This is a genomic window from Sphingomonas sp., from assembly GCF_017304635.1.
GTDB lineage: Bacteria > Pseudomonadota > Alphaproteobacteria > Sphingomonadales > Sphingomonadaceae > Sphingomonas.
Window position 1 is genome coordinate 57,974 of record NZ_JAFKMA010000002.1, and the last position, 24,013, is coordinate 81,986.

Sequence of the window (24,013 nt, forward strand, 5' to 3'; positions counted from 1 at the left end):
ATGCCTGCCTACGCGACCGCGCTGAGTGCGGACCCCTATGCGACCTATCGCCAGATCGACCTGGTCGGCCGCACCGCGGAGGCCGACGGCGCCGCTTTGGTGCAGTTGCTCTACGAGGAGCTCGTCCGCGCGCTCAACGTCGCCGCGCTGGCGACCGAGCGGCGCGACTTCGCGCTGAAGAGCGAGAAGGTGACGCGCGCGACCGCGATCCTGTTCGCGCTCGAATCGGGGCTCGACTTCGACAGCGGCGGCGACGTGTCGCAGACGCTGGCGCGGCTCTACAGCGGTGCGCGCAAGACGATCATCGACGCCAGTATCGGCCAGGACGCGCGCCCGTTCCGCGAGGTTGCCGGCAATGTCGGCGAGATCGCCGCCGCCTGGGCGCAGGCGCGCGGGCGGGCCTAACTCCGCAACCAGTGCCGGCGGACGAAATAGGTCGTCACGCCGACCGCGGTCAGCACGCAGATCCCGACGATCGCATCGAACGCCCACGGCTGGTCGGCGAGCCACAGCCCCTTGACGTTCATGCCGTACAGTCCGGTCAGGAAGGTCAGCGGCAGGAAGATCATCGCGACGATCGAGATGATGAGCCCCCGCTGGTCGATCTGTTCGGCGCGCAGGTCGGTCAGCGCTTCGTGCATCAGCGCCGACCGCTCGCGGATGCTTTCCAGTTCTTCGGCCATCCGCGCGGCGCGGTCGGCGGCGGCGGACAGGTGCAGGCGGTCGTCGTCACCCAGCCAGTCGACCGGCAGCGTCGCCAGCTTCTCCAGCGCGGTGCGCTGCGGGCTGAGGAACCGGCGATAGCCGATCGACTGCGCACGCACCCGCGTGACGGTGCGGCGCAGTTCGAACACGCGGTCGGCGTCGAGCTTGGTCTCGCATTCGTCGAGGTCGTCGCCCAGGTCGGCGACATCCGGGTCGAGATCGGCGGTGATCGCCGTCGCGAATTCGGTGATGAGGTCGCCGGGGTCGCGCACCTTGCCGTCCGCCACGCTCCGTTCGACCGTGTCGATCGCGACCAGTTTCTTGCGCGTGACCGAAATGACGCGGCCGTCGAACGCCCAGATGCGGACCGAGGCGAGGGGGTCGGACGAGGTCAGCACGTCCTCCGACCGCCCGCGCAGGTTGAGCAGGGCGCCGTCGCCGAACTGTTCGCAGCGCGGCCGCGTCTCGTTCGCGGTCAGCGCGTCGACCAGATACTGGTCGAGCTTCGCGCGTTCGGTCAGCCACGCCTGCGCGCGCTCGTTGTTGGTCGACAGATGGACCCAGACGAATCCGGCATCGACCTCCAGCGCGTCCTTGATGTCGCGCTTGGTCGCCTTGCCTGACCCGCTGACGTGATAAGCGAAGCCGCTCATGCCCGCATCAACCGGCGCGCGCCGCGATTCGATCCGTCACGCCTGCAGCCATTCGGGCACTCGCTCCTCGGCCATGATCTGGGCGGCGGGGATGCGGTCGGCGACGATCGCGTAGCGGTCGCCGTCGACCATGACTTCGGGGACCAGCGCGCGGCTGTTGTAGGTCGATGCCATCGTCGCGCCGTACGCGCCGGCGGTGCGGAAGATCGCCAGGTCGCCCTCGCCGACGCGATCGATCTCGCGCGCCTTGGCGAAGGTGTCGCCGCTTTCGCACACCGGACCGGCGATGTTGGCGACGAACCGCTCACCGGTCGGGCGAACCGCCGCGAAATCGTGCCATGCGTCGTAGAGCGCGGGGCGGGCGAGGTCGTTCATCGCCGCATCGACGATCACCCATGGATTGGCCGGCGACGGCTTCACCCAGATCACTCGCGTCAGCAGCACGCCGGCATTGCCCGCGATCAGCCGCCCGGGCTCGAACATCAGCGTGACGTCCCAGTCGCGCGTGACGCGTGCGACCATCGCGCCGTAATCGGCCGGGGTCGGCGGCACGTCGCCGGCCTTGTACGCGATGCCGAGCCCGCCGCCGAGATCGACATGGCTGACCGTATGTCCCGCCCCGCGCAGTTCGGCGACCAAGGCTCCCAGCCGCTGGTAGGCAGCTTCGAGCGGCGCCAGGCTCAGCAGTTGGCTGCCGATATGCGCGGCGATCCCGCGCAGGTTCAGGCCCGGCAATTGCGCCAGCCGCGCATAGATCGCCGGCGCATCGCCGATCGCGACGCCGAACTTGTTCTCCGCCTTGCCGGTCGAGATCTTGGCGTGGGTGCCGGCATCGACGTCGGGATTGACGCGCAACACGCATGGCGCGCGCTGGCCGCGCGCCGCGGCGATCTCCGACAGCGCGACGCCTTCGGCTTCCAGCTCCAGGTTGAACTGGCCGATCCCGCGGTCGAGGCCCTGGGTCAGTTCCACGCGGGTCTTGCCGACGCCCGAAAACACCACGTCCTTCGCCGCCATCCCCGCCGCCAGCGCGCGCTCCAGCTCGCCGCCCGACACGACGTCGGCGCCATAGCCGGCATTGGCCATCACGCGCAGCACCGCGAGGTTGGGGTTGGCCTTGATCGCATAGGCAAGGTGGATCGGCCCGCAATCCTTCAGGCCGTCGCGGAACGCCGCCGCCTGCCGCTCGAACCCGGCGCGCGAATAGACGTAGACCGGCGTGCCGACCTCGGCCGCGATCCGCGACAGCGGGACGTGCTCGGCGTGCAACTCGCCGTCGATCAGGCGGAAATCTTCGAACATGGTCAAACTCAAATTTTATCCGTCATTGCGAGCGCAGCGAAGCAATCCAGGGGCCGCGTGTGACGGGGTCAGGTGGACAGGTGACCTTCAGCGCGAGGGCGGCAGGTCGAATTCGTTGCCCTGCCGTACTTCGGAACTGGTCAAGACGTCGTCGCTGCGCTGCGGCCGCGCCTGGCTGGAGGCGGTGAGCAACTGGGTCGGCGTCGGCGTCGCGGTCGCACCGTACGGAGCGGGAGGCAGCGCCCGTCCGGCGACCGGCTGCAAATCGCGCGCGGCACCGCAGCCCGACAAAGCGGCGAGGGCGAGGACAAGGACGATCCGTTTCACTTCATTTCCTCCGCCCGCGCCGCTTTCGCGGCCGTGCTATCGTTTTCGCGTGCCGCTTTCGCGGCCGCGCTTTCGCTGTCGCGTGCCGCTTTCGCGGCCGCGATCGCCTCCCGCACCCGCACCGGTGCTGTGCCGCCCAGGCTGGTGCGGCTGGCGACCGAGGCATCGACGCTCAACACGCCATAGACGCGTTCGTCGATCCGGTCATCGATTCGCTTCAGCGTTTCGATCGGCAGCGCGTCGAGCGCGACGCCGGCCTCCTCCGCCGCCTTCACCGCACGACCAGTGACGTGATGCGCCTCGCGGAACGGCAGCCCGGCCTCCCGTACCAGCCAGTCGGCAAGGTCGGTCGCCGTCGCGAAGCCGCTCTCCGCCAGCGCGCGCATCCGGTCGATGCGGAACGTCGCGCTCGCGACCATCCCGGTCATCGCCGCGACCGACAGCGCGAGCAGATCGTGTGCCTCGAACACCGGCGGCTTGTCGTCCTGCATGTCCTTCGAATAAGCGAGCGGCAGGCCCTTCATCGTTACCGACAGTGCGGTCATGCAGCCCAGGATGCGCCCGGCATGCCCGCGCACCAGCTCGGCCGCGTCGGGGTTGCGCTTCTGCGGCATGATCGAGCTGCCGGTCGACCATTGGTCGGACAGCGACACGAACCCGAACGGCTGCGACGCCCAGATCACGAACTCCTCGGCGAGGCGGCTCAGGTGCAGCGCGCACTGCGTCGCCGCCATCAGGTAATCGAGCGCGAAGTCGCGATCGCTGACCGAATCGAGGCTATTGCTGGTCGGCCCGTCGAACCCAAGCGCGGCGGCGGTCGCCTCGCGGTCGAGCGGGAAGCTGGTCCCGGCCAGCGCCGCGCTGCCCAGCGGGCACCGGTTCATCCGCGCCCGCGCGTCGGCGAAGCGGCTGCGGTCGCGCGCGATCATGTCGTGATAGGCCATCAGGTGATGGCCGAGCGTGACCGGCTGCGCCGACTGGAGATGGGTGAAGCCGGGCATTACCGCCTCGGCCTGTTCGTCGGCGCGCGCGATCAGCGCATCCTGCAACTCGCCCAGCGCCGCGCCGACCTGATCGATCGCATCGCGCACCCACAGCCGGAAATCGGTCGCGACCTGGTCGTTGCGCGACCGCGCCGTGTGCAGCCGCCCGGCGACCGGCCCGACCTTTTCGGCCAACCGCGCTTCGGTCAGCATGTGGATATCCTCGAGCGCGAGATCGTCGGGCACGCCGTCGCGCGCATAGTCGGCCGCCACCGCGTCGAGCCCCTCGGCGATCGTGCGGGCATCGGCGGCGCCGACGATGCCCTGCACCTCCAGCATCGCGACATGCGCCTTCGATCCGGCGATATCCTGGCGCCACATTCGCTTGTCGAACGGGATCGAGGCATTTATCTCGCGCATCACCGCGGCCGGTCCCTCGGCGAACCGTCCCCCCCACATCGCGTTCGAGGTATCCGTGCGATCGCTCACTTTAGCCCTGCTGCCCACCCTGGTCCTGATCGCCGGCTGCGATAGGCAATCGACCGTCAACGAGCAAGCGAACGCGAGCGAACGCCTGAGCGCGACGGCCGATAATGCCGGCGCCCCGGTCGATGCCGACGTCAACGCGGTGAGTCCCGACGAGGCGACCGCCGCGCCGACGACGCCGGAGGCGGCGGGCAAGATCGACCGCAGCCACCAAGGCGCCGCCGCCCCGACCGCCGCGTTCGAGATGCCCGGCGGCGGTGCGCTGACGCTCGGCGCATTCGCGCAGCGGCCGTTCCTGCTCAACGTCTGGGCGACGTGGTGCGGCCCGTGCAAGATCGAGATGCCGTCGCTCGACGCGATCGCCGGCGGCGGCAACCTGGCCGTCGTCGCCGTCAGCCAGGATCTGGACGGCGCCAAGGCGGTCCAGCCGTTCTTCGCGCAGATGCACCTGAAAGCCCTGAAGCCCTACACCGACCCCAAGAACGCGCTCGGCCAGGCACTCGGCAACCCCAGCCTGCCGACGACGATCCTCTACGACGCGAAAGGCCGTGAGGTCTGGCGCAAGACCGGGGGCATGGACTGGGCGACGCCGGAAGCGAAGGCATTGCTGGCGGAGGCGAAGTAGGGCGAGGACATTCGCGTATTACGGTTGGCGCTCGAGCTTCCGTTGCACGCGAGCGAACGCGCTATTTTTGTTCTGGAGCAGCCGGCGGAAATGTAGCACGCGAGGTGCAGGCGAACTTGCTGGCGATTCGCATGGCGGAACCCCGTCCTGACGTCGAAATTATCACCTGATGTAAGTATCGACGCCCCCAAATCGCTTCCCCGACGGAAACTCCGCGACCAATCTGCGTTAAGGTCCGGCTCAACGGCGAGGGGACGGCTTATGCGTTGCGTGGTGGTGACCGGGGCCGAGTCCGGAATCGGTGCGGCGTGTGCTGCGGCCTTCGGCGGCTGTGGCGATCGCGTCGCGGTCCTGTACTTCAACGATGCCCAGGCAGCGCAAGCCAGCGTCGCGGCGGTCGAGCAGGCGGGCGGCCAGGGCATCGCGGTGCAATGCAATGTCGGCGACGAGGCGTCGGTCGCCGCGGCGTTCGACACGGTCGAGCGCCAATGGGGTCCCGCATCGGTGCTGGTCAATTCGGCCGGGCTCAACATGACCGGCGTGAAGGTGCGCGACATGCCGCTCGCGCAGTGGCAGCGGTTGCTCGACACCGACCTGACCGGCGCCTTCCTTACGTCCCGCCGGTTCCTGACCAGCCGAGCAGCCGACGTGCCCGCGTCGATCGTCCACATCTCTTCGATCCACGCTTATGCGGTGCGCGCCGGTGGCGCCGATTACTGCGCGGCAAAGGGCGGCCTGTCGAACCTGGTCGAGACGCTGGCGATCGAGGAGGCGGCGAACGGCGTCCGCGTCAACGCGGTCGAGCCCGGCATGATCCTGACCCCGATGAACGCCCGGGCCGAAAGCGACGCCGCCTACCGCAAGACGCTGACCGACAACATCCCGATGGGCCGCGCCGGCGATGCGACGGAGGTGGCGGCGCTGGTCCGCTGGCTGTCGTCGAGCGAGGCGAGCTACATCACCGGCGCACGGATCGCAATCGACGGCGGATTGTCGCTGATGCAGGCGCTCGGCGCGTGAGCAAGGACGCCGTGGTGCCGGCGCTCGGGCCGGTCGATTTCAACGTTCGCGAGATCCAGCCGGTCGCATTGGTCGGCCCGCCCGAACTGATGGCCCGCGACTGGATGAGCCCCTATGTCTGGCAGGATGACGGCCGGCTCGGCATAATGGTCCGCGCGGTGCCGCGAGCCGATGCCGAAAAGACCGACACCGGCGTCATCTGGGCCGGATGGAGCGACGACGGCCAGACCTTCACCATGCTGCCGGAACCGGCGATCGTTCCCGGGCCGGATCCCGACCAGTCCGGCGGGGTCGAGGACCCGACCGTGCTCAAGCGCGACGACGGCAGCTATGTCGTCTATTACACCGGCGTCGCCGCCGACATGGCGCACGGCGAACTGTTCTACGCGGTCGGCACGGCCGTCGATCGGCTGGAAAAGACCGGGATCGCGCTCGCCTCGTCCAAGTCGGAGGGCAACACCAAGGAAGCGACCGTCATGCGCACGGTCGACGGCGAATGGCGGCTGTTCTACGAATATGCCGAGGATCAGGCGTCGCGGATCGGCCTCGCGCTCGGACGCGACATCAACGGACCCTGGGACGAGCAGCCCACCCCGCTGCGCCCGCGCGACGACAGCTGGGACAATTGGCATCTGTCGACCGGCCCGATCCTGACCGACCATCCCGACTGGCCGGTGATGTTCTACAACGGTGCGACGCAGGACGCGCGCTGGCGGATCGGCTGGGTGGTGTTCGACCGGGCCTGTACGCGCGTGGTCGACCGCGGCATCGAACCGCTGATCGTGCCGCCGCCGGGCACCGATCGCGCGGCGACCGACATCGCCTTCGCCGCCTCGGCGATCGTCGCTGACGGGACGATCTGGCTGTATTATTCGCTGGAGGACCGCAAACTGGCGCGGGCAAGGATCCGGCGGAGTTGAGCGTTACCGACGAGGGAACGGGGATAACACCTTAAGATCGCTTGTCTTTCGCTTTCCCGCTGAGCCGCCCCCATTCCGTCGCTCAAGGTCGAGCGGCGGATATTTATCAGCAGAGCAAGTTGGAACAAAGATTACGAACGTCTCACCTCACCGAGAGCGTGCCCGCGGACAAGTTACCAGTCGAAATTCTCGACCGTCTTGATCCTTGCGCGCAGGAACGTGTCGGCGACCAGTCGCAGTGGGCCGACATCGACGTCCGACGTCTCGGCCCGGATGATCGCGGCGAAGCGGTGGTACAGGCCGCGATATTCGCCGTGGAGCGTGTCGGAAGCGGTCGGCGGCGCGCGACCGTCGATGGTCAGCACCGCGCCGCCCTGAGCCAGCGCCAGCTTGCCCATGTCGGTCTCGACCAGGATGTCCCAGCTCTGCGGACCTTCCTGCCGGAAATCCAAGTCCATCACGATGGGCGCACTGTGCGTGTCACGGAAATCGACTCGCGCCGCGATCGGTGAGGCGCGGTTGGCGGGCACGTCGATCTCCGCCCGGTCGACGAAGAACGGATGAGGCAGAATGCGCGTCGCGATCGACAAAGCGTTGATCCCGGGGTCGAACACGCCGAAGCCGCCGGGCTCGAAGATCCAGTCCTGCCCGGGATGCCAGTGGCGCACGTCCTCACGCCAGGTGATCGTCGCGCCGACGATCGTGCGATCGGCCAGCCAGTCGCGCGCCGGCTCCACGCCGGCGGCATAGCGCGAGTGCCAGCTGGCGAACAGGCTGACGCCGCGTGCCGCCGCGTGGTCGCGTAGCGCCACGACTTCGGCCAGGGTCGCGCCGGGCGGCTTTTCGAGGAACGTGTGCCAGCCCTGATCGATCGCGAACGTCGCGATGGCGCGGCGGACCTGGGGCGGGGTGCAGAGCGCGACGGCATCGACCGCGATCCCGCTCGCGGCGAGGTCGGCGATGTCGCGGAAGAAAGGCTTTTCGCCGACCGGATCGCCATGCCGGCTGACGGTGGCGACCAGCTCGAAATCGGGTGATCGAGCGATCGCGGGCAGGTGCTGGTCGTGGGCGATCTTGCCCATGCCGACGACCGCCAGGCGGATCGGCTCGCTCACAGCGCGTGCACCACGACCGGGGAGGCCGACGCCACCGCCAGCGGATTGCTGAGCGGCAGCACGAAAGGCGCCGCTGCGATCTCGAACACGTCGCCCGGCTGCGTTCGCACGCCATCGGCGAACGACAATGTCGCGGTGCCGAAGAAGTGGACGTGGACGTCGCCCGGCCGACGGAATCCGGCATATTTGAAATGATGGGCTTCCAGATTGGCGAGATGGTGCGACATGTTGTCCTCGCCGGTCAGGAACGGTTTTTCCCACAAAGTCGCGCCGTCGCGGACGATCCGGCTGGTGCCGCGAATGTCGGCGGGCGGCGTGCCCAGCAGCAATTCCGCACCGAGCGCGGCTGGGCGCAGCTTCGAATGGGCGAGCCACAGGTAATTGTGCCGCTCGGTCACGTGATCGCTGAATTCGTTGGCGAGCGCGACGCCCAGGCGAAACGGCGTACCGTCCGCCCCGATCAGGTAGATGCCGGCCAGTTCCGGCTCTTCGCCGCCGTCCTGCGCGAAAGCGGGGGAGGTGAGGGGGGCGCCGGGACCGACCAGTCCCTGGCCGTCGCCCTTGTAGAACCATTCGGGCTGCTGACCGGTTACGCCGGACGCGGGTTTGCCGCCTTCTACCCCGTCCAGGAACATGCGCATCGAGTCGGTCGGCCGGTCCGTGCTGGCGGCCGCCTTGTGCATCGCATCGCGACCTTCGGCCGAGCCGAGATGCGTGAGTCCCGTGCCCGCCAGCAGCAATCGCGCCGGATCGGGATGATCGATCGCCGCCAGCAACCGTCCGGCGGCAAGCTCGGCCGCGGGATCGACGCCCTCGTCGGTCAACCGCGCGCGGGCCGCTTCGGCGAGCGACTGCCCTTCCGCGATTGCGGCAAGGGCCAGCGCGCGCGTCGTCTCCGGCTCGCGCAGGAACCGGGCGCCGGTATCGTCGGCCAGGATCAGGCGGCGTCGGCCGTCGTCGGCGCGGTGCTGGAGGAGGCGAAGCGAGGTCATGCGATATCCTTCACGGCGGCGACATATCGGGCGGCGTCTTGGGCGACATCGTCGGCCGCCTTGCCGGGTCGATAGAGGTTGGACCCGAGCCCGAAGCCGTCCGCACCGGCGGCGTGCCACGGCGCCATCGTGTCGGGCGCGATCCCGCCGACCGCCAGCACGCGTGCCTCGCGGGGCAGCACCGCGCGTTGCGCTTTGAGCATCCCGGGCGCGGCAGCGTCGGCCGGGAACAGCTTGAGCGCGGTCGCCCCAGCCGCCAGCGCGGCGAACGCTTCGCTGGTGGTGTAATAGCCGGGCAGCGAGACCAGCCCGGCGGCGACGCTGGCGCCGATCACCGCCGCATCGGTGTTGGGAGAGACGATCAGGTTGCCGCCCGCCGCCGCGACACGGTCGACCTGTTCGATGTTCAACACGGTGCCGGCGCCGACCATCGCGCGGCCGCGCAGCCGTTTCGTGAGCAAGGCGATGCTGGCGTACGGATCGGGCGAATTGAGCGGCACTTCGAGCAAGGTGAAACCCGCGGCCACCAGCGCGTCGCCGACCGCCGGCGCTTCGTCCGGCGTCAGTCCACGCAGGATCGCGACCAGCGGGCAGGCCGCGAAGGCAGCATCGAACGCCGCCCCGACGCACTCTTTGCTGCTCATGCGGTCAACTCCCGAATGCGATGGATGCCGGCGACGAACGCGGCAGTGGCGTCGAGCGCGACGACGCGGCCGCCACACGCCTCGATCGCCACTCGATACAGCGAGGCTAGCGCGCCGCTGGCGAGGAGGTGAACGGGCCGCGCGGCCAGATCGCGTCTGGCGCCGACATCCGCGCCGATCAGCACGCCGCTGGCATAGGCCCCGGCATCGGCCGCGGCCAACCGGCCGAGCAGCACCGCCGCGCGTATCTCGAACAGGGCGGCGGCAAGGTCGGTCGCGCCCGCGCCACGGGCGACGCCGTCGCGAAAGGCGGCGCCATCGGTCACCTCGCCCGCGATCATCTGGGCGAGCGTACCGTGCTGGCGCAGCAGCGCGAACAACTCCCCGGTCATGGCGGTGGCACTATCGACGATGTGGCCGTCCGTCGTTGCGATCCATTTATTGTGAGTGCCGGGCTGACAGAAAGCGGCATCGGCGGGTGCCGCTCCGGCGGCGATCGCGCCCAGCACCTGCACTTCCTCGCCGCGCATGACGTCGGCGTGCCCGCCGCCGCGCACGGCGATTCCGGGTACGATCCGAACGTTCGGCGCCACTTCGACGGTCCCGTGCGCAAGATCGTCTAGCGTGGCTGGCGCGTCGATATACGGGACGTCGTGCCAGCCCCGGTTGGATCCGACCATGCCGGCGGCAAGCACGGGTTCCACACCGAAGTGCGCACGTAGCGCGGCGATCTCGCGCGGATAATCCGAAGATGTCAGCGCCAGCACGCCGCGATCGCTCGCTATCGTGCCGCATACCGCGCCGTTCGCGTCGATCAGGTACGCGCGGCGGTTGGTCGTGCCCCAATCGATGGCGATGAAGGCGCCATCCGCCGCCACGATCTTTCTCCTGCTATTTTGTACGACAATATAAAAACGTTTGCGAGGGTCAAGCCGGCTGGCCGTTGACGATCCGCTGTCCCGCCGCGCGCTGGCACAATTCAGCGGGCAGGAGCGTTACGCATACCGGCTCGGCTATTGCCGAACGGCCGCCGTCAGTGAGCCGATGCCACACCTTCCTCGATCACATGGGTCGGCGCCGACCGGGCCGCGATCGCATACCACAGCACGTAGAGGTAGCAGCCGAGCGGCACGACGAACGCCAGCGAGCGCGCACCGTCAACGGTGATATGCGCGAACTGATCGATCACGGCGCCGTAGAGGATCGAAATGAAGCCGCCGCCACAGATCGCCATGCACATCAGCCCCGATGTCGCGGAAGCCGGCGCGGTCGAGCGCTCCAGCGTCAGCGTGAAGATCGTCGGAAACATGATCGAATTGCACAGGCCGAGGAACAGCGCGGCGACGGCGGGCACGAAGCCCATCGTGAGCGGCGCGACATAGCCGCCGGGCAGCGTCACGGTCCCGCCCAGCGGGCTGGCCACCATGCCGAAGGTCGCGACGATCACCAGACACAGCACGGACGCCCCCGCCGCGACCAAGGTCAGCAGTGTCGTCGCCTTGACATAGCGGAGTAGCACGCTGCCCCCGAACCGCCCGATCATCGCCAGCAGCATGAACAGCGGCGCGATGTAGCCGGCGATCTGGGCCGGAACATTGAGGATGTGACGCTGTTCGAGGAAGAAGATCATCCCCGAAATCACGCAGACCTCCGCGCCCACGTACAGGAAGATCGCGATCGAGCCGAGATTGGCCCAGCGGGAGCGCAGCGCGGAGAGCGGTGATTCGACATGGCTGGCCATGATCGGCGCATGCGTCGCGATCGTCTGGCGGGCGAAGAACACCGCCAGCGTGAACGCGGCGAGCACGACCGCGATCATCAGGTAGACGTGGGTGACGAAGCCGAGGCTGCTGGCCTTGAGCGCCGGGGTGAGCACCGCGTCCTTGGCGAACAGATCGCCCCGCAGCAGATAGGCCGCACCGAACGTGCCGCCGACATAGGCGCCGAGCGAGTTGAACGCCTGGCTGAGATTGAGTCGGAAATGCGAACTCTTCGCGTCGCCCATCGACGCGATCAGCGGGTTCGCCGCGACCTGGAGCAGGGTGATCCCCGATGCCGCGACGAACAGGCCGAGCAGGACGGTGACGAAGCTGTTCGAATAGGTGGTCGACCAGGCGACCAGGCACCCGGCGACGACGCCGAGCAGCCCGAGCACGATGGAGGCGGCATAGCCGCGTCGCGCGAGATACCAGGCCGACGGGATCGACATCACGCCATAGGCGATGAAGAACGCGAACTGATTAAGTTGTGTCTCGAAATCGCTGAGGGTGTAGATGACCTTCATGCTCTTCACGAGCGGGTCGATCAGGTTGGTGACGAACGCCCAGATGAAGAACAGGGCGGTGACGTAGATCAGGGCCAGGACGACCCCGCTTCGTGCGCCGCCGGCCGCCGCCGCTCGCGATCCCGCCACCCCTACCGGTCCTGCCATTCATCTCTCCCTTGATCGCCGCGCAGGCGAACGCAGCGTATTGCGCGCCGTCATTATGTCTGACTATATTTGAGCATGGCGGCGGGTCAATCGCGAAACCGGCCGACCGACTTTTTTGCGGGGGGAGGACGTGATGGCGCAATGCTTCATTCTGGCCGTGGCGGCCGTCGCTGTTGCTTACGGTGCCACGCCCGCCGATGCGGCGACGGCCAAGCGTGAGGCATTCGGCAGCATGCCCGACGGCACGCCGGTCGAGGCCGTGGTGCTGACCGGCGCCAACGGCGTCAGTGCGCGGATCATGACGCTCGGCGCGACGCTGCAATCGTTCGACGCGCCCGACCGGTCCGGCCGCATCGCCGACATCACGCTCGGGTATGACGATGTCGCGAGCTATGTCGCGCATCCCAATTTCTGGGGCCAGACGGTCGGCCGCTATGCCAACCGCATCGCCGGCGGCCGGTTCGTGCTCGACGGCAAGACGTACCAGTTGCCGCTCAACGACAAGACCAATTCGCTGCACGGCGGCGCGGTCGGGTTCGACAAGAAGGTGTGGAAGATCGTGTCGGTCGCGAGCGGTGCGCAGGCGAAGGTCGTGCTCGCGCTGACCAGCCCCGCCGGCGACCAGGGCTATCCCGGCACGCTTCAGGTCACCGTCACTTATGCCCTGGACGATCGGGGCGCGCTGACGATCGACATGGACGCGACCAGCGACGCGCCGACCATCGTCAACCTGACCAATCACGCCTTGTTCAACCTGGCGGGCGAGGGGTCGGCGACCGGCATCTACGGCCAGCGACTGACGATCCCGGCGCGGCGCTACACGCCGGTCAATGCTGCGCTGATCCCGACCGGCGAGTTGCGAGCGGTGGCGGGCACGGTGTTCGATTTCACCGGCGGACGGCCGTTGAGCGACGGCATCCGCGACGGCCGCGATCCGCAGATCGCGATCGGGCGCGGCTGGGACCATAATTTCGTGCTCGACAAGGGCGCGACGGCCGAGCCGGGGCTCGCCGCGCGACTGGAGGATCCGGCATCCGGCCGCGTGCTCGAGGTGCTGACCACCGAACCGGGCGTGCAATTCTATTCGGGAAACTTTCTCGACGGCACGCTGATCGGCAAGGGCGGCCACGTCTATCGCATGGGTGACGGCTTGGCGCTCGAACCACAGAAATTCCCCGACACGCCGAACCAGCCGGCATTCGGGTCGGCGCGAGTCGAACCGGGCAAGCCCTATCATCACCGCATGATCTACCGCGTTTCCGTCGCGCGCTGAGGAGCCTATCGTGACCACCGCCCCCAAATTGCGCAGCCGTGCCTGGTTCGACAATCCCGACAATATCGACATGACCGCGCTCTATCTGGAGCGGTACCTGAACTTCGGGCTGAGCCTGGAGGAATTGCAGTCGGGCAAGCCGATCATCGGCATCGCGCAGACCGGCAGCGACCTGTCCCCCTGCAACCGCCATCATCTGGTGCTGGCGGAGCGCGTGCGCGAGGGCATCCGCGAGGCAGGCGGCATCGCGATCGAGTTCCCGGTCCATCCGATCCAGGAAACCGGCAAGCGGCCGACCGCCGGGCTCGACCGCAACCTGGCCTATCTCGGGCTGGTCGAAACGCTGTACGGCTATCCGATCGACGGCGTGGTGCTGACGATCGGTTGCGACAAGACGACGCCTGCCTGCCTCATGGCGGCAGCGACCGTGAACATCCCGGCGATTGCGCTGTCGGTGGGGCCGATGCTCAACGGCTGGCACAAAGGCGAGCGGACCGGATCGGGCACGATCGTGTGGAAAGCGCGGCAGATGCTGGCCGCCGGCGAGATCGACGACGCCGAGTTCATCCGGCTGGTCGCGAGTTCGGCGCCGTCGACCGGTTATTGCAACACGATGGGTACGGCGACGACGATGAACAGTCTCGCCGAGGCATTGGGCATGAGCTTGCCCGGGTCGGCGGCGATCCCGGCGCCGTATCGCGACCGCCAGGAAGTCGCCTGGCGCACCGGCAAGCGGATCGTCGAGATGGTGGCCGAGGATCTGAAGCCGTCCGACGTCATGACTCGCGATGCCTTCCTCAACGCGATCGTCGTCAATTCGGCGATCGGGGGGTCGACCAACGCGCCGATCCACCTTCAGGCGATCGCCCGCCATCTCGACGTCGAGCTGTCGTGGCGGGACTGGCAGGAGACGGGGCATCACGTACCGCTGCTGGTCAATCTCCAGCCTGCCGGCGAATATCTGGGCGAGGATTATTATCGCGCGGGCGGCGTGCCCGCCGTCGTCGCCCAACTGATGGCACAGGGTCTGATCCGCGAAGGTGCGATGACCGTCAATGGCCATACGATGGGCGACAATTGTCGTGCGGCGACGATCGAGGACGAGGCGGTGATCCGTCCGTTCGACCGCCCGCTCAAGGAAGCGGCGGGGTTCATCGTGCTGTCGGGCAACCTGTTCGATGCGGCGATCATGAAGACCAGCGTGATCTCAGACGAGTTTCGCGCGCGTTACCTGTCCGATCCGGCCGATCCCGACGCGTTCGAGGGGCCGGCGGTGGTATTCGACGGGCCGGAGGATTACCACCACCGGATCGACGATCCCGCGACGGGGATCACGCCCGAAACCCTGTTGTTCATGCGCGGGGCGGGGCCGGTCGGCTATCCCGGCGCGGCGGAGGTCGTGAACATGCGTCCGCCCGCCTATCTGATTACGGAAGGTATCCACGCGCTGCCGTGCATCGGCGACGGCCGCCAGTCGGGGACGAGCGGATCGCCGTCGATCCTCAACGCCTCCCCGGAGGCGGCGGCGATGGGCGGCATCGCCCTGCTGCGCACCGGTGATCGCGTGCGGATCGACTTGCGCAAGGGAACCGCCGACGTGCTGATCCCCGATGCCGAACTGGCCGAGCGGCGCCGCGCACTGGAGGCGGCGGGTGGGTATGCCTATCCCGCTTCGCAGACGCCGTGGCAGGAAATCCAGCGAGCGGTCGTCGGCCAGATGAATACCGGTGCAATCCTCGAAGGCGCGGAGAAGTACCAGCGTATCGCTCAGACGATGGGTCTGCCCCGCGACAATCATTGACGGCTTCGCCGATGGCGCGGGCCGATCGCGTCAGGCGGAGGCGGCGGCTTGGTTCTCGACCGCTGCCTCGGTGTCGCGCTGCGCCTGTGCCACCAGCGTGATAGTGGCCTCGCGTGCGGCATCGGGGTCGCTGGCCGCGATCGCTTCGAACAGGACCTGGTGCTGCGGCATCGGATCGCGCGGCTGCTTGTTCTCGCGATACTTGAAATAGGTCGTCCAGCGTACGGCGGCGGCGATGCTGGCGGACAGGCTGACCAGCAACTCGTTGCCGGTCGCCTCCAGGATCACGGTATGGAAGACTTGATCGGCGGTCCGTCCAGCTTCGCTCGACAGGCCGTGAGCCGCCATTTCCTCGAGCGCATGGCCCATCCGCGCCAGCTGCCGTGCGCTGCGTTTGGTGGCGGCGAGTTCGGCGGCGGCGGGTTCGACGATCATGCGCAGTTCGAACAGGCTGCGCACGAACGCCATCGGCGGCGCGCCTTCGAACATCCAGCCCAGCAGTTCGGGGTCGAGCAGGTTCCAGTGATGACGCTCGCGCACCTTGGTTCCGGCCTTGGGCCTGCTTTCGATCAGGCCCTTGGCGGACAGCATCCGCAACGCCTCGCGGATGACGCTGCGCGACACGGCGAAGTGTTCGGCCAGTTCGATCTCGCCAGGCAACGTCGTGCCGGGTTCGCTGCCCCCGGTCACGATGCGGGTGCCGAGCTGCTGCGCCAGCGCAACGTGCGCGGGCTGTCCGCGTTTCCCGCCCGTCATGTCCATTCCTCTCGCCTGTCCCGAGAACCTAGGGCCAGCCGCTCCGACGACGCAAGGCGGATCGCGTCGAGGTTGGACCGACGACTCGACTCCGAGATGCTCTTCATCAGCGACCTCCGGTCTGGTGGTCCAACGGCTAGGAATTAAACGTCGCGTGGACGGCGATGAGAGATCGCCAGCCGGTCCTCGATGCGTTTGCTACCTGATACCGGAAACCTGGATGCCCCGTGAGGATTCGAACCTCAATTAACGGAGTCAGAGTCCGTGGTCTTACCTTTAGACGACGGGGCATCATCGCGGCAGGCGCTGTCGCGTCAGGCCGCGCGCTCTAGGGCATGGCGCGCGTGCCGGTCAACCCCGTGCGCTTGTCGTTTCGCGGGCGATGCGCTACGCCGGTGGCCAAGCAGCGGAGGGCTCTGGGCCGGACCGCACAAGACCATAAGAGACCGACATGGGCGATCCTCCCGCCACGATGTCGAACCGGTATCGCGGCGCCCCGCCGGGGCCGTCCGCAGCCCGTCCGACACCCGCCTCGAAAAAGCGCTGGGCGCAGCACGCGCCGCATTATGCCGCGCTCGACCTCGGCACCAACAATTGCCGCCTGCTGATCGCGCGGCCGCAGGGCGACGGGTTCGCGGTGGTCGACGCGTTCTCGCGGATCGTCCGGCTGGGCGAGGGGCTGGCGGCGACCGGCCAGCTGTCGGATGCGGCGATCGACCGCACCATCGCCGCGCTGAAGGTTTGCGCCGACAAGCTGAAGCGCCGCAACGTCCACGTGTCGCGTTCGGTCGCGACCGAGGCGTGCCGTGCCGCCACTAACGGCCCGGCGTTCATCGACCGTGCCTATGCCGAGACCGGCATCCGGCTCGATATCATCTCGGCGGAGGAGGAGGCGCGGCTGGCGGTGCTCGGCTGCCACACGCTGATCGAACCGGGCAGCGGGCCGGCGCTGATCTTCGACATCGGCGGGGGGTCGACCGAGCTGGTGCTGGTCGATGTCGACGGCGCGGAGCCGCGCGTGCTCGACTGGCATTCGGCGCCGTGGGGCGTGGTCTCGCTGACCGAACATGCCGGCGGCGGTGCGACCGAGGCCGCACGACGCGCGAGCTATGCCCGGATGCGCGAGCTGTCGCGCGAGAGTTTCGCCAAGTTCGCCACCCGCCTGCCCCAGGGGATCGCGCGGCCGCGGCTGCTCGGCACCAGCGGTACGGTGACGACGCTCGCCAGCGTCTATCTCGACCTCGACCATTACGACCGTGGGCGGGTCGACGGGCTGATCGTGCCGGCGAGCGAGATGCGGCGGATCAGCAGCGAATTGTCGGCGATGGCCGTGCCCGACCGCGCGCAGTTCGCGTGCATCGGGATGGAGCGCGCCGACCTGGTGGTGGCGGGGTGCGCGATCCTCGAATCGATCCTCGATCTGTGGCCGGCCGAGCGGCTGGGCGTCGCCGATCGCGGCATCCGCGAAGGGATCCTGCGGCGTTTGATGGGAGCGAACCGGCCATGAGGGGTGGGGGGGCGACGCGCACCCGCGTCAAGACGGCGAAGCGCCGCACCGCGCAATCGACGCGCTGGCTCGAACGCCAGCTCAACGATCCGTACGTCAAGCGAGCGAAGGCGGAGGGCTATCGCAGCCGCGCCGCGTACAAATTGCTCGAGCTCGACGAGAAGTTCGGTTTCCTGAAGGGCGCGCGGCGGGTCGTCGACCTGGGGCTCGCGCCCGGCGGCTGGAGCCAGGTGGTGCGGCGCGCGGTGCCCAAGGCGGCCGTCGTGGGCATCGACCTGCTGCCGGTCGATCCGATCGACGGGGTCGCGATCCTGCAGATGGATTTCATGGACGATGCCGCGCCCGACCTGCTGATCGAGGCGTTGGGCGGGGCGCCCGACCTCGTCCTGTCGGACATGGCGGCGAACACGGTCGGCCACCCGCAGACCGACGCGTTGCGCACGATGGCGCTGGTCGAAACCGCGCTCGCCTTCGCGATCGACGTGCTGCAACCCGGCGGGACGTTCGTGGCGAAGGTGTTCGCGGGCGGCGCCGATTCCGCGCTGGTGGCCGAGATGAAGCGCAACTTCGCGACCGTGAAACACGCGAAACCGCCGGCGAGCCGCAAGGGGAGCGTGGAGTGGTTCGTCGTCGCGCAGGGCAAGAAGTAGGCGCGGCCACGCCCGCGCCGGCGCGCGCAGCGAAACGTCTTGCCCGGCCGGCGTCGCGCCAGCGACGACCGACGACGCGGCTTCGCCGCGGCGGGTGAGGGGAATGGCCGTTTGTGGGTGGGAAGCGGACATCAACGCATTGCGTAGAACCAGCTTCCTTCGTAATCGCGCGACACAGTTTCGTCTGATTGGAAGGTGAAGCTGTCCGGAGGAAAGCCTGCTTTCGCTACGACAGCAAGCCGTTCGTTCAGTTCGGTGTCGGCGGCGAGACTATCTCGTTCATCATCCGTAACGGTCACGACCCAGCACGACCACTCTGGCGGATTGAAGTCGACCGGCCCGATGCGCAGTAACCGAGCAGTTGGTGCGACAGTCCTAATCACGTCGAGGATGCGCGCTTCCGTTATCTTTACCTCAGGTTCCAAGTCGCTTCGGAAGGTTCCAATCATACGATCACGATAGCAACTAGCTCGATATCCGCAATTGGGTCGTAAGCCGTCACGCTCCCCGCAACTCAGCCGGCGCCACTTCAACTCATCCTAAACCGCGCCTCATACTTCCAATGTAGGACTCTTTCTGATCCACGCTGGCGGATGACCGACGACACACCCAAACCGCCCCGGCCCGTCACCGCGCTCACGCCCGCTGACGACGCGCCCGACACTGTCCCCGACACCGCGCTCGATGCGCACGGCTACGATCCCGCCGATTACGACTGGGTGCCGGTGCTGCGCAAGCCGCGCGCCGACGGCTGGACGCCCGACCGCCAGCGCGCCTTTATCGGCCACCTCGCCGATACGGGCAGCGTCGCTACCGCCGCCCAGCGCGTCGGCATGAGCGCGGCGGGCGCCTATGCCCTGCGCCGCGCGCCGGGCGGGGAGACGTTCGCCGCCGCGTGGGATTCGGCGATGCAGCAGGCGGCGCACGTCCTGATCGACGCGGCGTTCGAACGCGCGATCAACGGATCGGAGGAACCGGTCTACAATCGCGAGGGCCAGGTGGTCGGGCGACGTTTCCGCCAGAGCGACGGGCTGATGATGTTCATGCTGCGCAAGCATTTTCCGGAACGCTATGGCGATCTCCACCGCGACCGGCCCGAGCGTCAGGTCGCGCCGCCCGCACCGGCGGTGGCGGAAACGCTGGTCGCGCTGGGGCCGGTGCCGCCGGCCGATCCGGTCGCGCTGATGCACCCCGACGATGCCGCGATCGCGATGGAGTGCGCGGATATCTTGAACGGCGCGTTGCCGCGCCGCTATCGGCCGTACGACGAGGCGGCGGCGGACGCGGGTCTGGGGGAAGCGTTCGAGGCGACGCTGGCGGCGGCGAAGATGGAGGCCGACCCCGAAGGCCATGCGGCGGCGGCGGAGCGGCGCGAGGCGATGGCGGCCGACGAACCCGCCGCGCGCAAGCGGCGTCGACGCTGACGCGGCGCTACCCCCGTCAAGTTTGTCAACTTTGGGGGGTGGGGGGCCTAGCGAGGCTAGTTCGCAGGGATTTGGATAGCGGGCGGCGACGCGGCAAAGCCGCGTCGTCGGTCGGGTTCGCTGGCGCGACCTGCCGGCCGGGCTAAGGCCGGGACACGGATTAGCTTGCGCTAATCCGTTGCCTTAGCCGTCGTAATCCGCGCCCAGGTTCTGGTTGCGCGGCGGGGCGGCGGCGGTCAGGCGGAGGGCTTCGGCCGACTGCGACAGCGAGCCGACTTCGTCCGGCGTGTCGTCGTCGTCCATCTGCACCTTCTGCATCGAGCTCACGACGGCTTCCTGCAGGTGGTCGGGGCGGACCGTCTCCTCGGCGATCTCGCGCAGCGCGACGACCGGGTTCTTGTCGCGATCGCGATCGATCGTCAGGTCGGCGCCGCCCGAGATCTGGCGGGCGCGCTGGGCCGCGAACAGCACCAGGTCGAAACGGTTGGAAACCTTGTCGACGCAATCTTCGACGGTGACGCGCGCCATGAACGCTGATCCTTCACGAAAAACCGGAATATGGGAAGCTGGGGCGCGTAGGGCAATGCGGGGTGCGGAGTCAAGGAAATCGCGGGGTCGGCCGCGATCGTTTCGGTGGCGCCATGGGATTGATGCGGATCGCTTGCCCGTGGCGATCTGCCCGGCGATAGAGAGGCCATGCCCGGCGAACCCAGCTTCACGATCGACGGCGACACGCTGCGGCTCATCACCGACGGGCCGGAGCGGCTGGCCGCGTTGCTCGACCTGATCGCGGGGGCGAAGCACTCGCTTCGCATCCTCTATTACATCTATGTCGACGACGACGCGGGGGCGAAGGTGCGCGCCGCGCTGATCGATGCGGCCCGGCGCGGCGTCACGGTACGGCTGATCGTCGACGGCATGGGCAGCGAACATGCCCAGGCGCATCGCTTCTTCGAACCGCTGAGCGCGGCCGGCGTCAATGTCTGCCGCTTCGTGCCGCGCTGGGGGCGGCGCTATCTGTTGCGCAACCACCAGAAGCTGGCGCTGGCCGACGATGCCCGTGCGATCATCGGCGGGTTCAATATCGAGGACGCCTATTTCCGGACGATCGCCGAACAGGGCTGGCGCGACCTGGGCGTCTATGTCGAGGGGCCCGCGGCGACGCACCTGGCGGGCTATTTCGACGGGCTCGACGCGTGGGCGAAGCGCGAGCAGCCGCCGCTGCGCGACCTGCGCGCGGTGCTGCGTCAGTGGAGCCAGGCGCAGGGCACGACGCGCTGGCTGTTCGGCGGGCCGTTCAGCCGGCCGTCGCCCTGGGCGCGGTCTCTTCGCGACGATCTCCGCCAGGCCAGCCGCGCCGACCTCATCAGCGCCTATTTCGCGCCGAGCCCGGGGATGTTGCGGCGGCTCGATCGGCTGGGGATGCGGGGCACGGCACGGGTCGTGCTGGCGTCAAAGAACGATCACGGCGCCGCGATCTGGGCGTCGCGCTTCACTTATGCCGGGCTGCTGCGCAAGCGGGTCGAGATTTGGGAATACCAGCCGACCAAGCTGCACACGAAGCTCTTCGTGATCGACGACGTGGTGTATCTCGGCTCGGCCAATTACGACATCCGCAGCCTGTTCCTGAATCTGGAGCTGATGCTGCGGATCGAGGATGCGGGGTTCGCCGCGTATGTCCGCTCCTACGTCGATGGCGAGATCGCCAATTCGGAGCGGATCACGCCCGCGCTGTACAAGGAGCGCACGAGTCTCTGGATGCGCGTCAAGCAGGCGGCGGCGTTCTTCGTGATGACGGTACTCGACTACAACATCACCCGCAGCCTGAACTTCGGCCACGAACGACGCCGTCGCGCGCGGTAGTTTTGGCGGAACTCGCGGAAGGGCGAGTTCCGAAACGGTGCCGGCCCGCTCCCCCCCCCGACCGCCCATAGGATACGATGCCTGGGCGGTCGGGTGGAGGAGCGGGCCGGCACCGTCAAACGCGCCTAAGCGCGTTTCAAAAACTCACGCCGCCTGGTCCTCGGCGTCCTTCCACGCCCAGAAATTGTGGCTCGGCGGGATCGCGATCCATTCGATCGAATAGTCGATGTTCGACCAGTGCGGCTCCAGGAAGTCGCGCACCTTGGGGCGGAACTGATAGACCAGGAACGCGCCGCCCGGCTTCAGCACGCGGTGCGTGGCGGCGGCGATCGCGGGCGCGACACCCTTGGGCAGGGTGGAGAAGGGCAGGCCGGACAGCACGTAGTCGGCCTTCTCGAAGCCATGATCGGCGACGATCTTCTCGACGTCCTCCGCCGACCCGAGCACCGGCACGAACCGCGAGTCGGTGAATTTCAGCCGCAGATATTCGATGAAGTCGGGGTTGGTGTCGATCGCGAGATAGGTGCCATCGGGCGCCAGCCGGTCGAGGATCGCCTGCGTGTACGTGCCGACGCCGGGGCCGTACTCCACGAACAGCTTGGTATTCGCCCAGTCGACTCGTTTCAGCATCGTGTTGATGAGCGTCTTGGTCGACGCGATCACCGATCCGACCATGCGCGGACGCTTCAGGAACCCGCTCAGGAACATCGCCCAGGGCGACGGCAATTTGCGCGGACGCGTCGCTTTGTTGTCGAGGGCAAGGCGTTGGTGGTTCATGGGATTCCTTAAGCGTTCGCCGCGACGCGCCTTACGGCAAGCGGGCCCTGTCGCAAAGCGCGAACGATCGATCAAGCGTTTCCGTGGCAAGGCGGGTTGCACCGTGCCCCGCGTGCGTCCATCGGGATGCGATGACGCAGCGACCGGCCGGGGAAATCGCCGTGATCTTCGTGTCGGACCTGACCGGCGACGATGCCGCGGGCTATGCCGCGGCGGCCGACGCGATGGAGCGGCTGGCGGCGACGCAGCCCGGCTATCGCGGGATCGACGGCGCGCGTGGGGGCGACGGGATCGGCATCACCGTGTCCTATTGGGCGGACGAGGCGGCGGCGGTGGCGTGGCGCAAGGAGCCGCGGCATACCGCCATCCGCGAGCGCGGGCGGGGCGTGTGGTATCGATCCTATTCGCTTCACGTCGCGCGGATCGAGCGCAGCTACGACTGGCGGCGGTCGTGATCGGCCGGACGCGGCGGTTCGACCGCGACTTCGCGTTGCTGTTCCTGGTGATGCTGACGATCGCGGCGGGCAACACCGCGCTGCAATCGGTGCTGCCGGCGATCGGGCGGTCGCTCCACGTCCGCGACAATGCGGTGGCGGCGGCGTTTTCGGTGTCGGCATTGCTGTGGGTGATCGCCGCGCCGTTCTGGGCCAACCGGTCGGACCGACAGGGGCGGCGCGCGATGATCCTGCTCGGCGTCGGCGGGTTCGCGGTGTCGCTGACGCTGTGCGGCACGTTCCTGCTCGCCGGGATCAACGGCTGGATCGGCGGGACGGCGGCGTTCCTGCTCTTCATCCTCGGGCGGTTGATCTACGGCAGCCTGGGGTCGGCGGCGCCGCCGGCGGTGCAGGCGATCGTCGCCGGACGCACGACGAACGAGGAGCGGACCAAGGCGCTGACCCTGCTCGGATCGGCATTCGGGCTGGGCACGATCCTGGGCCCGGCGATCGCGCCCTATCTGGTGCTCGGCAGTATCGGCGCGGTGACGATCGGCCTGTCCGGTCCGGCGTTCCTGTTCGCCGTGTTCGGCGCGGCGATGGTCGTGGCCGTGCGGCAGATATTGCCCGACGACCGGACCGAAGCGCTGCTGGAAACGCCGGGCAGCCACGGCGCCGCCAATGCCTATCCGTCGATCGGCGGGCAGTCGTCGGGCGCCAGCATCACCGCCGCGACCGCGCCGACGAGCGAGAAGGTCGGCTTCCTCGATCCGCGCGTGCGCGGCTGGATGATCGCGGGGCTGGTGTTCGGCCATGCGCAGGTGATGTCAGGGCAGGCGATCGGTTTCCTGGTGATCGACCGGCTGCACCTCGCGCCCGCCGATGCGCTGCCGCCGACCGGCATCGTCCTGATGATGGGGGCGGGGGCGTCGCTGCTGGTACAATGGGGGCTGATCCCGCTGCTCGACCTGACGCCGCGGCGGATGATGCTGGCCGGACTGGTGGTCGGCGCGGCGGGATGCGCGCTGACCGGGATCGCGACCTCGCTCTACGGCATCGCGACGGCCTATGCGCTGGCCAGCATCGGCTTCGGCTTCACCCGGCCCGCCTTCACCGCCGGATCGAGTCTCGCGGTCGGCCCCGACGCGCAAGGGTCGGTCGCGGGCAAGGTGACCAGCGTGAACGGCGCCAGCTTCGTGCTCGGCCCGTCGATCGGCGTCGGCCTGTACGAGGCGCAGCACTCGCTGCCGTACCTGACGGCGGGCGCCGCGTGCGTGGTGCTGGCGGTCTACTGCGCGCTGGCGCTGCCGAAAAAGCCGCGCTGA

The 24,013-nt window shown here is 68.2% G+C and carries 25 protein-coding genes and 1 tRNA gene; 12 read left to right on the forward strand and 14 right to left on the reverse strand.

Going from position 1 to position 24,013, the window contains the following annotated elements; translation table 11 throughout:
• Entirely contained in the window at positions 1–405 is a 405-nt protein-coding gene (fliS, locus tag J0I47_RS07335; RefSeq protein ID WP_294046017.1) for a flagellar export chaperone FliS, read from the forward strand.
• On the opposite strand, the gene J0I47_RS07340 is transcribed toward fliS, so the two are convergent.
• The 4 genes from J0I47_RS07340 to argH form a co-directional block, all read right to left on the reverse strand.
• The gene (locus J0I47_RS07340) at positions 402–1,358 is read right to left on the reverse strand and encodes a zinc transporter ZntB (protein ID WP_294046018.1); all 957 of its coding nucleotides are present in this window, start codon (positions 1,356–1,358) and stop codon (positions 402–404) included. The genes fliS and J0I47_RS07340 overlap by 4 nt on opposite strands.
• A gap of 36 nt (positions 1,359–1,394) precedes the next feature.
• On the reverse strand, positions 1,395–2,660 hold the full coding sequence (gene lysA / locus J0I47_RS07345) for a diaminopimelate decarboxylase (RefSeq protein ID WP_294046689.1): 1,266 nt from the start codon (positions 2,658–2,660) through the stop codon (positions 1,395–1,397).
• A gap of 87 nt (positions 2,661–2,747) precedes the next feature.
• Complete coding sequence (locus J0I47_RS07350; protein WP_294046020.1) at positions 2,748–2,987, reverse strand: hypothetical protein; 240 nt, start codon at positions 2,985–2,987, stop codon at positions 2,748–2,750.
• On the reverse strand, positions 2,984–4,429 hold the full coding sequence (gene argH, locus J0I47_RS07355) for an argininosuccinate lyase (protein WP_294046691.1): 1,446 nt from the start codon (positions 4,427–4,429) through the stop codon (positions 2,984–2,986). Before argH ends, J0I47_RS07350 begins: the two co-directional genes overlap by 4 nt.
• A 16-nt stretch (positions 4,430–4,445) precedes the next feature.
• On the opposite strand from argH, the gene J0I47_RS07360 reads away from it, so the two are divergent.
• The 3 genes from J0I47_RS07360 (at position 4,446) to J0I47_RS07370 (ending at position 7,021) form a co-directional block, all read left to right on the forward strand.
• A complete protein-coding gene (locus J0I47_RS07360) occupies positions 4,446–5,081 on the forward strand; it encodes a TlpA disulfide reductase family protein (protein ID WP_294046022.1) in 636 nt (211 codons plus the stop codon).
• Positions 5,082–5,342: 261 nt separating this feature from the next.
• Positions 5,343–6,101, forward strand: coding sequence for an SDR family oxidoreductase (locus J0I47_RS07365; protein WP_294046023.1), 759 nt, complete (start codon positions 5,343–5,345; stop codon positions 6,099–6,101).
• Complete coding sequence (locus J0I47_RS07370) at positions 6,098–7,021, forward strand: glycosidase (protein WP_294046025.1); 924 nt, start codon at positions 6,098–6,100, stop codon at positions 7,019–7,021. Before J0I47_RS07365 ends, J0I47_RS07370 begins: the two co-directional genes overlap by 4 nt.
• A 173-nt stretch (positions 7,022–7,194) precedes the next feature.
• Here J0I47_RS07370 and J0I47_RS07375 read toward each other — a convergent pair whose 3' ends face one another.
• The 5 genes from J0I47_RS07375 to J0I47_RS07395 form a co-directional block, all read right to left on the reverse strand.
• Positions 7,195–8,136 (reverse strand): Gfo/Idh/MocA family oxidoreductase, encoded by a 942-nt coding sequence (locus tag J0I47_RS07375; RefSeq protein WP_294046027.1) that lies wholly within the window; start codon positions 8,134–8,136, stop codon positions 7,195–7,197.
• Positions 8,133–9,128, reverse strand: coding sequence for an AraD1 family protein (gene araD1, locus J0I47_RS07380; RefSeq protein ID WP_294046029.1), 996 nt, complete (start codon positions 9,126–9,128; stop codon positions 8,133–8,135). Before araD1 ends, J0I47_RS07375 begins: the two co-directional genes overlap by 4 nt.
• Positions 9,125–9,772 (reverse strand): 2-dehydro-3-deoxy-6-phosphogalactonate aldolase, encoded by a 648-nt coding sequence (locus J0I47_RS07385; RefSeq protein ID WP_294046031.1) that lies wholly within the window; start codon positions 9,770–9,772, stop codon positions 9,125–9,127. Before J0I47_RS07385 ends, araD1 begins: the two co-directional genes overlap by 4 nt.
• Positions 9,769–10,650: a 2-dehydro-3-deoxygalactonokinase gene (locus J0I47_RS07390; protein ID WP_366809885.1), complete on the reverse strand. Its 882-nt coding sequence runs from the start codon at positions 10,648–10,650 to the stop codon at positions 9,769–9,771. Before J0I47_RS07390 ends, J0I47_RS07385 begins: the two co-directional genes overlap by 4 nt.
• Positions 10,651–10,805: 155 nt before the next feature.
• Positions 10,806–12,203 carry an MFS transporter gene (locus J0I47_RS07395; RefSeq protein WP_294046032.1) on the reverse strand — a complete coding sequence of 466 codons (1,398 nt, stop codon included), beginning with the start codon at positions 12,201–12,203 and terminating at the stop codon, positions 10,806–10,808.
• 133 nt (positions 12,204–12,336) lie between these two features.
• Between J0I47_RS07395 and J0I47_RS07400 the strand changes: the two genes are divergently transcribed.
• Complete coding sequence (locus tag J0I47_RS07400; RefSeq protein WP_294046033.1) at positions 12,337–13,476, forward strand: aldose epimerase family protein; 1,140 nt, start codon at positions 12,337–12,339, stop codon at positions 13,474–13,476.
• Positions 13,477–13,483: 7 nt separating this feature from the next.
• Positions 13,484–15,277, forward strand: a complete 1,794-nt coding sequence (locus J0I47_RS07405; protein WP_294046694.1) for an IlvD/Edd family dehydratase — start codon at positions 13,484–13,486, stop codon at positions 15,275–15,277.
• A gap of 30 nt (positions 15,278–15,307) precedes the next feature.
• On the opposite strand, the gene J0I47_RS07410 is transcribed toward J0I47_RS07405, so the two are convergent.
• Together J0I47_RS07410 and J0I47_RS07415 are read right to left on the reverse strand one after the other, a co-directional pair.
• Entirely contained in the window at positions 15,308–16,033 is a 726-nt protein-coding gene (locus J0I47_RS07410) for a FadR/GntR family transcriptional regulator (protein ID WP_294046034.1), read from the reverse strand.
• A gap of 217 nt (positions 16,034–16,250) precedes the next feature.
• Positions 16,251–16,324 (reverse strand) — tRNA-Gln (locus J0I47_RS07415).
• Positions 16,325–16,484: 160 nt separating this feature from the next.
• Between J0I47_RS07415 and J0I47_RS07420 the strand changes: the two genes are divergently transcribed.
• Together J0I47_RS07420 and J0I47_RS07425 are read left to right on the forward strand one after the other, a co-directional pair.
• Positions 16,485–17,540, forward strand: coding sequence for a Ppx/GppA phosphatase family protein (locus J0I47_RS07420; protein ID WP_294046035.1), 1,056 nt, complete (start codon positions 16,485–16,487; stop codon positions 17,538–17,540).
• Entirely contained in the window at positions 17,537–18,190 is a 654-nt protein-coding gene (locus tag J0I47_RS07425; protein WP_294046036.1) for an RlmE family RNA methyltransferase, read from the forward strand. The genes J0I47_RS07420 and J0I47_RS07425 overlap by 4 nt, the downstream gene beginning before the upstream one ends.
• 131 nt (positions 18,191–18,321) lie before the next feature.
• On the opposite strand, the gene J0I47_RS07430 is transcribed toward J0I47_RS07425, so the two are convergent.
• A complete protein-coding gene (locus J0I47_RS07430) occupies positions 18,322–18,639 on the reverse strand; it encodes a hypothetical protein (protein WP_294046038.1) in 318 nt (105 codons plus the stop codon).
• 144 nt (positions 18,640–18,783) lie between these two features.
• Between J0I47_RS07430 and J0I47_RS07435 the strand changes: the two genes are divergently transcribed.
• Positions 18,784–19,614, forward strand: coding sequence for a hypothetical protein (locus tag J0I47_RS07435; RefSeq protein ID WP_294046039.1), 831 nt, complete (start codon positions 18,784–18,786; stop codon positions 19,612–19,614).
• A 183-nt stretch (positions 19,615–19,797) separates the two neighbouring features.
• Here J0I47_RS07435 and rpoZ read toward each other — a convergent pair whose 3' ends face one another.
• The gene (rpoZ, locus tag J0I47_RS07440) at positions 19,798–20,142 is read right to left on the reverse strand and encodes a DNA-directed RNA polymerase subunit omega (protein WP_294046041.1); all 345 of its coding nucleotides are present in this window, start codon (positions 20,140–20,142) and stop codon (positions 19,798–19,800) included.
• A gap of 168 nt (positions 20,143–20,310) precedes the next feature.
• Here rpoZ and J0I47_RS07445 point away from each other — a divergent pair, with 168 nt between their 5' ends.
• Complete coding sequence (locus tag J0I47_RS07445; RefSeq protein WP_294046042.1) at positions 20,311–21,477, forward strand: phosphatidylserine/phosphatidylglycerophosphate/cardiolipin synthase family protein; 1,167 nt, start codon at positions 20,311–20,313, stop codon at positions 21,475–21,477.
• 144 nt (positions 21,478–21,621) lie between these two features.
• On the opposite strand, the gene J0I47_RS07450 is transcribed toward J0I47_RS07445, so the two are convergent.
• Complete coding sequence (locus tag J0I47_RS07450) at positions 21,622–22,254, reverse strand: methyltransferase domain-containing protein (RefSeq protein ID WP_294046044.1); 633 nt, start codon at positions 22,252–22,254, stop codon at positions 21,622–21,624.
• Positions 22,255–22,385: 131 nt separating this feature from the next.
• Between J0I47_RS07450 and J0I47_RS07455 the strand changes: the two genes are divergently transcribed.
• Positions 22,386–22,709, forward strand: coding sequence for an antibiotic biosynthesis monooxygenase (locus J0I47_RS07455; RefSeq protein ID WP_294046045.1), 324 nt, complete (start codon positions 22,386–22,388; stop codon positions 22,707–22,709).
• Between the two features lie 50 nt (positions 22,710–22,759).
• Complete coding sequence (locus J0I47_RS07460; protein WP_294046696.1) at positions 22,760–24,013, forward strand: MFS transporter; 1,254 nt, start codon at positions 22,760–22,762, stop codon at positions 24,011–24,013.